Below are 11865 nucleotides of genomic sequence, written 5' to 3' on the forward strand. Positions count from 1 at the left end.
GCCGCCCAGCATGGCACGCCCAGGTCGTCCACAACATCCGATGAACGGCTTAGGTCTGGACCGGCGCGCCCGTTCGCGCTCCGGCATGGGAGGCTTGGGGCATGGCCGCGCAGATCAATCCCAGCATCCTGTCCGCCGACTTCGCCCGTCTCGCGGACGAGGCGAAGGCGGTCGAAGGAGCCGACTGGCTCCACGTCGACGTCATGGACAACCATTTCGTCCCGAACCTCACGCTCGGTGTGCCGGTCGTAGAGTCTCTGGCCCGTGCGACGGACACCCCGCTGGACTGCCATCTGATGATCGAGGCCCCCGATCGCTGGGCGCCCCAGTACGTAGAGGCGGGGGCCTCCTCCGTCACCTTCCACGTGGAGGCGGCCGCCGCTCCGGTCCGGCTCGCCCGGGAGATCCGGGCCAAGGGTGCCCGCGCCTCCATGGCGCTGAAGCCCGCGACGCCGATCGAGCCGTACGAGGACCTGCTCCCCGAGCTCGACATGCTGCTGATCATGACGGTCGAGCCCGGTTTCGGGGGACAGGCGTTCCTCGACATCATGCTCCCCAAGATTCGCCGGACTCGCGAGTTGATCAGCAAGCACGGTCTTGAGCTGTGGCTCCAGGTAGACGGCGGCGTCTCGGCGTCCACCATCGAGCGCTGCGCGGACGCGGGCGCCGACGTCTTCGTCGCCGGGTCGGCGGTGTACGGGGCTTCCGACCCGGCAGAGGCGGTACGTGCATTGCGCAACCAAGCCGAGGGGGCGACCGCTAAGGCTTCGTGGGCGTGCGACCACTGAGCCAAGGGAACGTGAACGGCTCCGGTCAGGGCTGATCAAGTGCGCCGGATCTGCAAGGATGAACGGCGAATCCAGAGTGTGAACAGCAGTGAGGAGAACGCCGTGTCGGGTATGTCGGCGGGCCGGTCAGCCATGCGGATGGGACCCGCTGAGCTGGTGCAGGCGGCGGCCATGGCCCGCCGCTTCTACCTGGAGGGCAAGTCCAAGATCCAGATCGCGGAGGAGTTCGGCGTCAGCCGCTTCAAGGTGGCCCGGGTTTTGGAGACCGCCCTCGAACGGGATCTCGTCCGCATCGAGATCCGCGTGCCGGCCGAGCTGGACGCGGAGCGCTCCGACGCGCTCCGGGCCCGCTACGGCCTCAGGCACGCCGTCGTGGTGGAGTCCCCGGCCGAGGCCGAGGAGACCCCCGACCCGGAGAACCTGGGAGAAGTGGCCGCCGACCTGCTCGGCGAACTGGTCGACGAGGGCGACATCCTGGGCCTGGCCTGGGGGCGTTCCACCATCCACATGGCGGCCGCCCTCGACCGGCTCCCGCCGTGCACGGTGGTGCAGTTGACGGGCGTGTACGACGCCGGGACCGCCGAGCGCGGTTCGGTGGAGGCGGTACGGCGGGCCGCCCAGGTGTCCGGCGGGGACGCCCACCCCATCTACGCGCCGATGCTGCTGCCGGACGCGGCCACCGCGATCGCGCTGCGCAACCAGCCCGGGATCGCCCGGGCCTACGAGTACTTCGACAAGGTCACGGTCGCCTGTGTCTCCATCGGCTCCTGGGAGCCGGGCATCTCGACGGTGCACGACATGCTCAGCGACGAGGAGCGCGGCCACTACGCCTCGCTCGGAGTCGCCGCCGAGATGTCCGCGCACCTCTTCGACACCGAGGGCCGCAGGGTCGGGCGGGACCTGGGCGAGCGATGCATCACCGTCAAGGCCGACCAGCTCCGCCGTATCCCCGAGGTCGTCGCGATCGCGGGCGGGCAGCGCAAGGCGGCCGCGATCGACGCGGTGCTGCGGTCCGGACTCGTCACCAGCCTGGTGACGGACACCTCCGCCGCGGACTACCTGATGACGGCGGGGACACCGCCGAAGCCGGCGCTCAACAGGGCGGACCCGGACGGGCCCTGACGGAGGATCGTAAGGGGGCGGCCGTGGCAGCATCGAACGCATGCTGCTGCGGTTCGTCTCCCGAATGCTTCTGTGCGTGCTGTTCCTGACGGGGTGTTCGGCCACCGACACCGATCCGTCGCCGGGCGGGGGCCTGGCCACCGTCCAGGCGTCGGAGCTCCCGGCCGAGGCCCGGCAGACCCTCCAGCTCATCGACAGGGGCGGTCCGTTCCCGTACGCCAAGGACGGCGCCGTCTTCGGGAACTTCGAGCGGCTGCTGCCCGCCCACCAACGCGGTTACTACCACGAGTACACCGTCCCCACGCCGGGCTCGCGCGACCGCGGAGCCCGGCGGATCGTCACCGGGCAGGGCGGCGAGGTCTACTACACCGATGATCACTACGACTCGTTCAGGGCGGTACTGAGATGACGGCACGCGCGGTCACGCTGGACCTCGACGGGGTCACGGACAAGGCGGGCCTGATGGACCGCTGCGCCCGGGACCTGCGGCTGCCGGACTGGTTCGGCCGCAACTGGGACGCGCTGGCCGACGTCCTCTCCGACCCGGGCCTGTGGTCCGAGAACTCCGGCGACGGCGACGGCGACGGCGACGGCGTCGGCGTCGGGGAGGAGACCGTCGTGGTCGTACGGCACTGGGACCGGTACGCCAAGGCGAGGCCCGACGAGTGGGCGACCGCGCGCGAGGTGTTCGCGCAGGCGTCCGCGCTCACCGTGGCGCTCGCGCTTGGAGATTCGTCCTAGGGACCCCGCGGCCGGTCTGGACGATTTGCCCGTGGGTGGCTCCGCGCCCGGCATGGGAGAATGAAGTACGTGCTCTTTCCCCCTGGCTGACCTGTCCGGGGGCCACCTCTGATCGACTGGGATGTGCAGCACGTGCGTTTCCTCAACGACATCCAGCCCCCGTACGACCTGACGTACGACGACGTCTTCATGGTCCCGAGCCGCAGTGCCGTGGGCTCGCGGCAGGGCGTGGACCTCAGCGCCCCGGACGGCACGGGCACCACGATTCCGCTGGTCGTCGCCAACATGACCGCCATCGCCGGACGCCGTATGGCCGAGACCGTGGCCCGGCGCGGTGGCCTCGTGGTCATCCCGCAGGACATCCCGATCGAGGTCGTCACCGAGGTCGTCTCCTGGGTGAAGAGCCGCCACCTCGTCCTGGACACCCCGATCGTGCTGGCCCCGCACCAGACCGTCGCCGACGCGCTGGCCCTGCTGCCCAAGCGCGCGCACAACGCCGGTGTGGTCGTCGACGAGGAGGGCCGCCCCGTCGGAGTCGTCACCGACCGGGACCTGTCCGGGGTCGACCGCTTCACCCAGCTCGCCGAGGTCATGTCCCGCGATCTGCTGCTGCTCGACGCGGACATCGACCCGCGTGAGGCCTTCAACCGCCTCGACGCGGCCAACCGGCGCTACGCCCCCGCCGTGGACCGGGACGGCCGTCTCGCCGGCATCCTCACCCGCAAGGGCGCCCTGCGCGCCACGCTGTACACGCCTGCCGTCGACGCGCAGGGCAGGCTGCGCATCGCGGCCGCCGTGGGCATCAACGGGGACTTCGCGGAGAAGGCCAAGCAGCTGCTCGACGCGGGCGTCGACACGCTCGTCATCGACACCGCGCACGGCCACCAGGAGTCGATGATCACCGCGATCCGGACGGTGCGGGCGCTCGACCCGCAGGTCCCGATCGTGGCCGGCAACATCGTGGCCGCCGAGGGCGTGCGGGACCTGATCGAGGCCGGCGCGGACATCATCAAGGTCGGTGTGGGTCCCGGCGCCATGTGCACCACCCGCATGATGACCGGGGTCGGCCGGCCGCAGTTCTCGGCGGTCCTGGAGTGCGCCGCCGAGGCGAAGAAGTACGGCAAGCACGTGTGGGCCGACGGCGGGGTCCGGCACCCGCGTGACGTCGCCATGGCGCTGGCCGCCGGCGCGTCCAACGTGATGATCGGGTCGTGGTTCGCGGGCACCTACGAGTCGCCGGGCGACCTCCAGCAGGACGCGAGCGGACGGCTCTACAAGGAGTCCTTCGGCATGGCGTCCGCGCGGGCGGTGCGCAACCGCACGTCGGAGGAGTCGGCGTACGACCGGGCCCGCAAGGCGCTGTTCGAGGAGGGCATCTCGACCTCCCGGATGTTCCTGGACCCGGCCCGTCCGGGCGTCGAGGACCTGATCGACTCGATCATCGCGGGCGTCCGCTCCTCGTGCACCTACGCCGGCGCGGGCTCCCTGGAGGAGTTCGCCGAGAACGCGGTCGTGGGCATCCAGAGCGCGGCCGGTTATGCGGAGGGCAAGCCGCTGCACGCCAGCTGGAGCTGAGTCCCGTTGTGCGCGGCCCCCGCCGAAATTCGGGGGCCGTTCGCGTTCGCGGACCGTACGGTCGGCGTATGGAGATCACCGTCTGCCGGAGCGGTGATGTCGCGCTGCTCGACCGGTACCTGGGTTCGCCGGGAGCCACGTCGTTCCGTGCCCGGCGGTTCGCGCGGCAGGAGGCGGGGGAGTGCACCTACCTCGTCGCGTGGCTGGACGGGCGGCCCGTGGGGCACACGGAGCTGCGCTGGATCGGCTGCGCGGCGCCCGAGGTCACCCTGCACTGCCCCGAGATCGGCGGCCTCGCCGTGTGGCCCGAGGAACTGCGCTCGCGGGGCATCGGCACCGAGCTGATCCGGGCCGCCGAGGAACTGGCCCGGGAGCGGGGTCTGACGACCGTGGGCATCGGGGTCGGCAAGGACAATCCGCGCGCGGCCGCCCTGTACGCACGGCTCGGCTACCGGCCGGTCACCGACTACCTGGACCGCTACACGTACGAGGACCACGACGGCACGATCCGTGAGTGCGTCGACGCCTGCGTGTTCCTCGTCCGGGAACTCCCGTCAGGCCGTCTTGACGTCAAGCGTGCTTGACGCGACTCTGGGGCCATGACGACACCGGAGAGCATCGAGCCGCAGTACACCCTGCTGACCGCCGTCTCCCGGCTCGACGCGCTGCGCATGCGGGAGTCGATGGGCGCGGGCGGGGCCACGGACGCCCCCGACCGGGCCGAACTGCTCGAACTCCTCGCGCTGAGCGAGGTCGTGGCGCGCAAGGCGTCCTACGGCCGTCAGCTGACCGTGCGCGCGGCCCGCGAGGCCGGTGCCTCCTGGTCGCAGATCGGGGCCGCACTGGGCACCAGCAAGCAGGCCGCGTGGGAGGCGCACACCCGCTGGATCGACGCTCAGGCCGCGGCCCACGGCAGGCCCGGGCAGCTGGGGTTCGACGAGACGGACGTGGCCGCGGCGCGGGCGGTGGCGGGGGAGTCGGAGGACTGCTGAGGAGGGTCGAAGGGGGGTGGCGGGGGTGTCTATCGGTGCCCGGGCGGCGGGGCGGGTGGGGTTCGGTGGGAGGGGTGTGATCGAGGTGCGGGCGGGGGCGGGGCGCGGGAGAACTGCGGGGGAGGGCGTAACGGGGGTTGGAGGGGGCGCGTGCTCAGGCCCGGGTGGCGGGTCGCGGCAGGGCCCGGGCGGACGCGGTCATGGCGCGGCGGTCCGGGGGGCGCCGGAGGGTCGCCGGCGAGGGTCGAAGGGGGCGGGCAGGGGGTGCGCGCAACGAACGCCCACCCTTCGGCGCGGAACGCAACGATCTTGCGAGTGCGTGCAAGGTTGCTGCATTACGGCTGTGACCTCCGGGCTCGTAGGGTGCTTCGCTGTACTCACCTGCAACGACGAAGGAGTCAGCGCGTGCTCGACCAAGGCGCACCCCCGCGACAGCGCACCCCACAGGCGACGGGGCTCGGCGCACGCCTCATGCGGCGCAAGCCGGTGGAACGCCTCGTCGCCGAGGGCGGCCAGGGCGAGGGAGGGGCCCTCAGGCGCTCGCTCGGACTGTGGCAGCTGACGATGATCAGCATCGGCGCCACCCTCGGCACCGGCATCTTCGTCGTCCTCGGTGAGGCGGTCCCCAAGGCCGGCCCGGCCGTCACCCTCTCCTTCGTGATCGCCGGCCTCACCGCCCTGTTCTCGGCCCTCTCCTACGCCGAGCTCGCGGGCACCATCCCGGTCGCCGGGTCCTCGTACTCGTACGCGTACGCAACCATGGGCGAACTGATCGCCTGGATCTGCGGCTGGTGCCTGGTCCTGGAGTACGGCGTCTCGGTCGCCGCCGTGGCCGTCGGCTGGGGCGAGTACCTCAACGAGCTGCTCGACGGGACCATCGGCGTCACCATCCCGGACGCACTGTCCGCCCCGCCCGGCGACGGCGGTGTCTTCAACCTGCCGGCGCTGATCGTCGTCCTCCTCGCGATGGCCTTCCTGCTCGGCGGCGCCCGCGAGTCGGCCCGCGCCAACACCGTCATGGTGGTCGTGAAGATGGCCGCGCTGGTGCTGTTCTGCGCGATCGGCGTCCAGGGCTTCCGCTCGGGCAACTACGAGCACTTCATGCCCCTCGGGATGGCGGGCGTCAGCGCGGCCGGTGCCACGCTCTTCTTCTCGTACATCGGCTTCGACGCCGCCTCCACCGCCGGCGAGGAGGCGAAGAACGCCCAGCGCGACCTGCCGCGGGCGATCATGCTGTCGCTGGTCATCGTGACCGCGCTGTACGTCCTGGTCGCGGCCGTCGCGGTGGGCGCGAAGCCCTGGCAGCACTTCAACGACTCGGAGGCCGCGCTCGCCCAGATCATGCGCGAGGTCACCGGACAGAGCTTCTGGGGCACCCTGCTGGCGTTCTGCGCGGTCATCGCCATCGCGAGCGTCGTCCTGACCGTCCTCTACGGCCAGACGCGCATCCTCTTCGCGATGTCCCGGGACGGACTGGTGCCCAAGGTCTTCGCCCGGGTCCACCCGAAGACCGGCGCGCCCCGCGCCAACACGGTGATCGTGTCCCTGTTCTGCGGGGTGCTGGCCGCGGCGATCCCGCTCGGCCAGCTCGCCGACGCCACCAGCATCGGCACGCTCTTCGCCTTCGCCCTGGTCAACATCGCCGTGGTCGTGCTGCGCCGGACCCGTCCCGACATGCCCCGCACCTTCCGCGTCCCGCTCTCGCCGGTCTTCCCGGCGCTCGGCTTCGGCTTCTGCGTGTGGATGATGGGCAGCCTGTCCACCGTCACCTGGGTGGTCTTCGGGGTCTGGATGGCCGTGGGACTCGTGTTCTACTTCGTATACGGCCATCGCCGTTCCCGACTCGCAACACCCGAAAGCTGATCCACCCACCGTGCTGAACGATCTCGACGAACGCATCGTGCACGCCCTCGCCGAGGACGCCCGCCGCTCCTACGCGGACATCGGGCAGATCGTCGGCCTGTCCGCGCCCGCCGTGAAACGGCGCGTGGACCGGCTGCGTGCCACCGGGGCCATCACCGGATTCACCGTACGGGTGGACCCGGCGGCCCTCGGCTGGGAAACCGAGGGGTTCGTCGAGATCTACTGCCGGCGCAACACCTCGCCGGAGACCATCCAGCGGGGCCTGGAGCGCTACCAGGAGGTCGTGGCCGCCTCCACCGTCACCGGCGAGGCGGACGCGGTCGTGCAGGTCTTCGCCTCCGACATGCGGCACTTCGAACGCGTCCTGGAGCGGATCGCGGGCGAGCCGTTCGTGGAGCGGACCAAGTCGGTTCTGGTCCTCTCGCCCCTGCTGCGCCGCTTCTCCTCGGGCTCGCCCACCTGACGTCCGCCTGGCGTCTGCTTGGAGACCACCCGGCGTCTATCCGACATCCTCGGCGCTGCGCCGGACCGTCGCGAGGAGCCGTCGTACGGAGAGCGCGTGCCCGCCCGTGCCGATCACGAGCAGCCGGTAGAGGGTGCCGAACGGACCCGGGAACCGTGCCCGGGTCTCGGCCCGCAGTCGGGTCCGACCGGGGCCGGCCCTGTCGAGGCGGAAGACCAGGGCGTACGTCGAGAAGTAGTGGCGGCCCACCAGGACGAGCTCCCGGCCCGGGGCGGCGGACTGCACATGGAAGCCGGGGTAGGCCGAGCCCTTCGCCAGGGGGCGCGGTCCGGCGGCCGTGCGGTCCGGGCAGCCCACCAGACGGGCGTATCCGGCGAGGCGTCCCTCGGAGAAGGAGCGGTCCAGAACCTCGCCGACGCTCTGCCACACGGCGTGGGCGTCCGCCGCCACGAACTGCGTGTGCTCGTCCACGTGCGGGAGGCTGCTGATCTCCATGAGGGACTCCTTCAGTCGGCGGTCTTCCTGGCCAGCGCATTGTTCCCGATCGAGTTGTGCACGCTGAAACTCACCGCGTCCGAACGGTAGCGGTCGTCCGACCACTCCACCGGTCGGCCCTCACGGGTCGTGGTCACCCGCCGGACCCTCAGGAGCGGGCTGGTCCGGCGGACGCCCAGCAGCTCCGCGTCCCGCGCCCCCGCGGCCACCGCGTCGATGACGTGCTCCCCGTAGGCGAACACCAACCCCGTGTCGTCGTACAGGCGTTGGGTGACCGAGGGGCACTCGGGCTCGATGGCCTCGACGGTCGGGGAGATCCAGTCGGCGTACACCGTCCGCTCCAGCAACACCGGTTCGCCGTCCAGGCCGCGCACCCGCAGGACGTGCAACACCGGTGTCCCGACGGCAAGTTGGAGGCGTACCGAGTCCTCCTTGGTGGCCGGACGGTACTCCTGTGCGACCACCTGGCCCGTCGCCGCACGCCCCATCGCCCGGGCCCACTCGGCGAAGCTCCGCAGTTCGGCGAAGCTCTGACTGCGGCGGCTGGCGAGGACCACGCGGCGGGCGCCCTGGCGGGAGCCGATGAGCCCCTCGGCCGTCAGCGCCGCGACCGCCTGGCGGATCGTGCCGCGTGAGACGCCGTAGTGGGCCGCGAGGTCCGTCTCCGCGGGCAGCAGACTGCCGACGGTGTACTCCTCGCGGTCGATCGCCCGGCGCAGTTCGTCGGCGATCTCCTCGTGTCGCGCCCCCATGCTTCCCCTCTGAGTCGGTGGCTGTGCACAGCGTGACCAGCGTAGTCGACCTCGCGGTCGGCCCGGAGAAGTCCTGATTGTGTGGGAATTCAAGGGCAAGCGTTTCGCCAGTGTTTACGAACAGGACACCAGCGGCAGCCTTACTGAGGCCAACTTGTTCAGACAAGTTCTCTCGCTTCTGAGTCCCGTTCGACTCCTGCACCCTCGCGCGTCCCCTGGAGAAGCCGTGACCGTGTCCCTGCCGAGAACCGCCGCCGCCGGTGTTCTCGCCACCCTCGCCGCCCTCGCCCTGAGCGCCTGTGGCGCCGCCCCCGACACCGCGTCGACCACCGCTGACGGCAAGAACGCCGCCACCGCCACCTCCGCCGCCGACTTCGGCGGCATGGACAAGCTGGTCGCCGCGGCCAAGAAGGAGGGCACGCTCAACGCCATCGCGCTGCCCCGCGACTGGGCCAACTACGGCGCCCTCATCGACGGCTTCCAGAAGAAGTACGGCATCAAGATCTCCGTCGAGAACCCCGACGGCTCCAGCCAGGACGAGATCAACGCCGTGACCTCGCGCAAGGGACAGAACCGGGCGCCCGACGTCCTCGACCTCGGCAGCTCCTTCGCGATCAGCGCCGCCCAGCAGGGCCTGCTCGCGCCCTACAAGGTGGCCTCGTACGACGACATCCCGACAGGGCAGAAGGACGCGCAGGCCCGCTGGTACAACGACTACGGCGGCTACATCTCCATCGGCTGCGACGCCAAGCGCGTCAAGACCTGCCCCACCACCTTCGCCGACCTCCTCAAGCCGCAGTACAAGGGCCAGGTCGCCCTCAACGGCAACCCCACCAAGTCCGGTTCGGCCTTCGGCGGGGTCTACGCGGCCGCGCTCGCGAACGGCGGCTCCTTCGACGACATCCAGCCCGGCCTCGACTTCTTCGCCAAGCTGAAAAAGAACGGCAACTACACGCCCGTCGAGTCGACCCCGGCCACCGTCGAGAAGGGCGAGACGCCGATCAGCATCGACTGGGACTACCTGAACGCCGGGTACGCCGACGAGTTCAAGTCCAAGGGCGTCGACTGGAAGGTCACGGTCCCGAGCGACGGCCAGTTCTCGCAGTACTACTCCCAGGCCGTCAACAAGGGCGCCCCGCACCCCGCGGCCGCTCGCCTGTGGCAGGAGTACCTCTACAGCGCCGAGGGCCAGAACCTCTGGCTGGGGGGCTACGCCCGCCCGGCCCTGATGACCGCCATGGACAAGGCCGGCACCCTCGACAAGGCCGCCGCGGCCAAGCTGCCCGAGGTCACCGGAACGCCCAAGTTCCCGACCGAGGCCCAGCAGGACAAGGCCAAGACGGTCCTCGGACAGGGCTGGGCGAAGGCCGTCTCCGGATGACGGCCACTGCCGTACGGGTGGACACGGCGCCCGCCGCTCGCACCAAGCGGCGGCGCCGGTCCCTCGGCTGGGTCGCGGTCGTCCCGCTGCTCGCGTTCGTCGCGGTCGCCTTCGGGCTGCCCGCGCTCGCCATGCTCGACGGCGCCTTCACCGCCAAGGACCCGGCCACCGGGGCGACTTCGTACACCCTCGACAACCTGACCACCTCCCTCAAGGGTGCGTATCTCACCGCGCTGCTCGGCAGCGTGAAGCTGTCCGCGGTGTCCGCCGCGCTCGGCACTCTGGTCGGACTGCCGCTCGCCCAGGCCGTGGTGTCCTCCCGCTTCCGCGCCCTGCGCGAGGCCGTGCTCACCGCGTCCGGGGTGCTCGCCAACTTCGGCGGCGTCCCGCTGGCCTTCGCCTTCGTCGCCACCCTCGGCAACGCCGGTGTGCTGACCCGCCACTTCGGCCTCACCGACAAGGGCTGGGACCTCTACAGCTTCTGGGGCCTGGTCATCGTCTACCTGTACTTCCTGATCCCGCTCATGGTCCTCACCGTCACCCCCGCCCTGGACGGGCTGCGCGTCCAGTGGCGCGAGGCCGCGCAGAACAACGGGGCGACGGGCGTGCAGTACTGGCGGTTCGTCGCCCTGCCCGTCCTGCTGCCCACGCTGCTCGGCGGATTCGTGCTGCTCTTCGGCAGTGCCTTCGCCGCGTACGCCACCGCCGCCGCGATGGTGGGCAGCTCGATCCCGCTGGTCACCCTCCAGATAGCCGACGCGATCTCCGGCAACGTGCTCGTCGGCCAGGAGAACGTGGCGCTCGCCCTCAGCCTCGACATGGTCCTGGTCGCGGGCCTGGTCATGGCCGTGTACCTGCCCCTTCAGCGAAGGAGCGCCCGATGGCTCGCCTGAACCTGTGGCGGTGGGGCGTGCTCGGCCTCGCCGGGCTGTACTTCCTGGTGCCGCTCGCCGCGTCCGTCGTCTTCACCGTCGACGTGCCGGGCCAGGGGATCACCTTCGACGCCTACACCCAGATCTTCTCCACGGACGGATTCGTCTCCGCCCTGCTGCTCTCGCTGGAACTCGCCCTCGCCACCATCGCCGTCGTGCTGCTGCTGATGGTGCCCGCCATGGTCGCGCTGCGGCTGGGCGCGCCCCGGCTCAGGCCGGTCGTCGAGGTGGTGTGCTCGCTGCCGCTGGTCGTCCCGCCGATCGCCTTCGTCGCGGGTATCGGCACGGTCCTCAAGTGGGGGCCCGACCACCTCTCCCGCACCCCGCTGTTCGAGACCTTCGTGGCGATCCAGAACCCCGACTTCCCCTTCGTCCTGGTCCTGGCCTACGTGGTGATGGCGCTGCCCTTCGTCTACCGGGCCCTGGACGCGGGACTGCGCGCGGTCGACGTCCGCACCCTCGTCGAGGCCGCCCGCAGCTGCGGTGCCGGCTGGCCGCAGGCCCTCGTCCAGGCCGTACTGCCCAATCTGCGCGGCGCCCTCCTCAACGCCTCCTTCCTCACCCTGGCCCTGGTGCTCGGCGAGTTCACCGTGGCCCAACTGCTGGGCTTCAGGCCGTTCGCCGTGTGGATCGTCAACGTCAGCGGCTCGCAGGCCCAGTTGTCCGTCGCCGTGTCCGTGCTCAGCCTGCTCGTGACGTGGGTGCTGCTCCTCGTCCTGGCCGGCTTCGGCGGCCGTACCCGTCCTACCTCCCGGGGATGA

General features: G+C 71.0%; 14 protein-coding genes. 12 read left to right on the forward strand and 2 right to left on the reverse strand.

Annotated features, from left to right (window positions below; genetic code table 11):
- Positions 1-101 precede the first annotated feature (101 nt).
- The 9 genes from rpe to D1369_RS34090 all read left to right on the forward strand — a co-directional run bounded on the left by rpe (position 102) and on the right by D1369_RS34090 (position 7544).
- Complete coding sequence (gene rpe, locus D1369_RS34050) at positions 102-788, forward strand: ribulose-phosphate 3-epimerase (RefSeq protein WP_007380668.1); 687 nt, start codon at positions 102-104, stop codon at positions 786-788.
- A gap of 78 nt (positions 789-866) precedes the next feature.
- Positions 867-1910 carry a sugar-binding domain-containing protein gene (locus D1369_RS34055; protein ID WP_007380667.1) on the forward strand — a complete coding sequence of 348 codons (1044 nt, stop codon included), beginning with the start codon at positions 867-869 and terminating at the stop codon, positions 1908-1910.
- A gap of 40 nt (positions 1911-1950) precedes the next feature.
- Complete coding sequence (locus tag D1369_RS34060) at positions 1951-2319, forward strand: ribonuclease domain-containing protein (protein WP_007380666.1); 369 nt, start codon at positions 1951-1953, stop codon at positions 2317-2319.
- Positions 2316-2651 carry a barstar family protein gene (locus D1369_RS34065; RefSeq protein ID WP_007380665.1) on the forward strand — a complete coding sequence of 112 codons (336 nt, stop codon included), beginning with the start codon at positions 2316-2318 and terminating at the stop codon, positions 2649-2651. The genes D1369_RS34060 and D1369_RS34065 overlap by 4 nt, the downstream gene beginning before the upstream one ends.
- Before the next feature lie 132 nt (positions 2652-2783).
- A complete protein-coding gene (locus tag D1369_RS34070) occupies positions 2784-4226 on the forward strand; it encodes a GuaB1 family IMP dehydrogenase-related protein (RefSeq protein WP_037903124.1) in 1443 nt (480 codons plus the stop codon).
- A 68-nt stretch (positions 4227-4294) separates the two neighbouring features.
- Positions 4295-4810, forward strand: a complete 516-nt coding sequence (locus tag D1369_RS34075; RefSeq protein WP_007380663.1) for a GNAT family N-acetyltransferase — start codon at positions 4295-4297, stop codon at positions 4808-4810.
- Positions 4811-4825: 15 nt separating this feature from the next.
- On the forward strand, positions 4826-5218 hold the full coding sequence (locus tag D1369_RS34080; protein ID WP_118082797.1) for a hypothetical protein: 393 nt from the start codon (positions 4826-4828) through the stop codon (positions 5216-5218).
- A gap of 405 nt (positions 5219-5623) precedes the next feature.
- Positions 5624-7081 (forward strand): amino acid permease, encoded by a 1458-nt coding sequence (locus D1369_RS34085; protein WP_037899297.1) that lies wholly within the window; start codon positions 5624-5626, stop codon positions 7079-7081.
- A 10-nt stretch (positions 7082-7091) separates the two neighbouring features.
- Positions 7092-7544: an Lrp/AsnC family transcriptional regulator gene (locus D1369_RS34090; protein WP_007380661.1), complete on the forward strand. Its 453-nt coding sequence runs from the start codon at positions 7092-7094 to the stop codon at positions 7542-7544.
- Between the two features lie 36 nt (positions 7545-7580).
- Here D1369_RS34090 and D1369_RS34095 read toward each other — a convergent pair whose 3' ends face one another.
- Together D1369_RS34095 and D1369_RS34100 are read right to left on the reverse strand one after the other, a co-directional pair.
- Positions 7581-8039 carry a hypothetical protein gene (locus D1369_RS34095; RefSeq protein ID WP_037899296.1) on the reverse strand — a complete coding sequence of 153 codons (459 nt, stop codon included), beginning with the start codon at positions 8037-8039 and terminating at the stop codon, positions 7581-7583.
- Between the two features lie 11 nt (positions 8040-8050).
- The gene (locus D1369_RS34100; protein ID WP_007380659.1) at positions 8051-8791 is read right to left on the reverse strand and encodes a GntR family transcriptional regulator; all 741 of its coding nucleotides are present in this window, start codon (positions 8789-8791) and stop codon (positions 8051-8053) included.
- Positions 8792-9017: 226 nt separating this feature from the next.
- Between D1369_RS34100 and D1369_RS34105 the strand changes: the two genes are divergently transcribed.
- Genes D1369_RS34105 through D1369_RS34115 form a run of 3 tightly spaced genes read left to right on the forward strand, consistent with a single transcriptional unit; the run spans position 9018 to position 11865 of the window.
- A complete protein-coding gene (locus D1369_RS34105) occupies positions 9018-10172 on the forward strand; it encodes an extracellular solute-binding protein (protein ID WP_037899295.1) in 1155 nt (384 codons plus the stop codon).
- Complete coding sequence (locus tag D1369_RS34110) at positions 10169-11065, forward strand: ABC transporter permease subunit (protein ID WP_037899294.1); 897 nt, start codon at positions 10169-10171, stop codon at positions 11063-11065. The genes D1369_RS34105 and D1369_RS34110 overlap by 4 nt, the downstream gene beginning before the upstream one ends.
- On the forward strand, positions 11053-11865 hold the full coding sequence (locus D1369_RS34115) for an ABC transporter permease subunit (protein WP_007380656.1): 813 nt from the start codon (positions 11053-11055) through the stop codon (positions 11863-11865). The genes D1369_RS34110 and D1369_RS34115 overlap by 13 nt, the downstream gene beginning before the upstream one ends.

Origin of the sequence: Streptomyces sp. CC0208 (assembly GCF_003443735.1) — a bacterium.
Classification (GTDB): domain Bacteria; phylum Actinomycetota; class Actinomycetes; order Streptomycetales; family Streptomycetaceae; genus Streptomyces; species Streptomyces sviceus.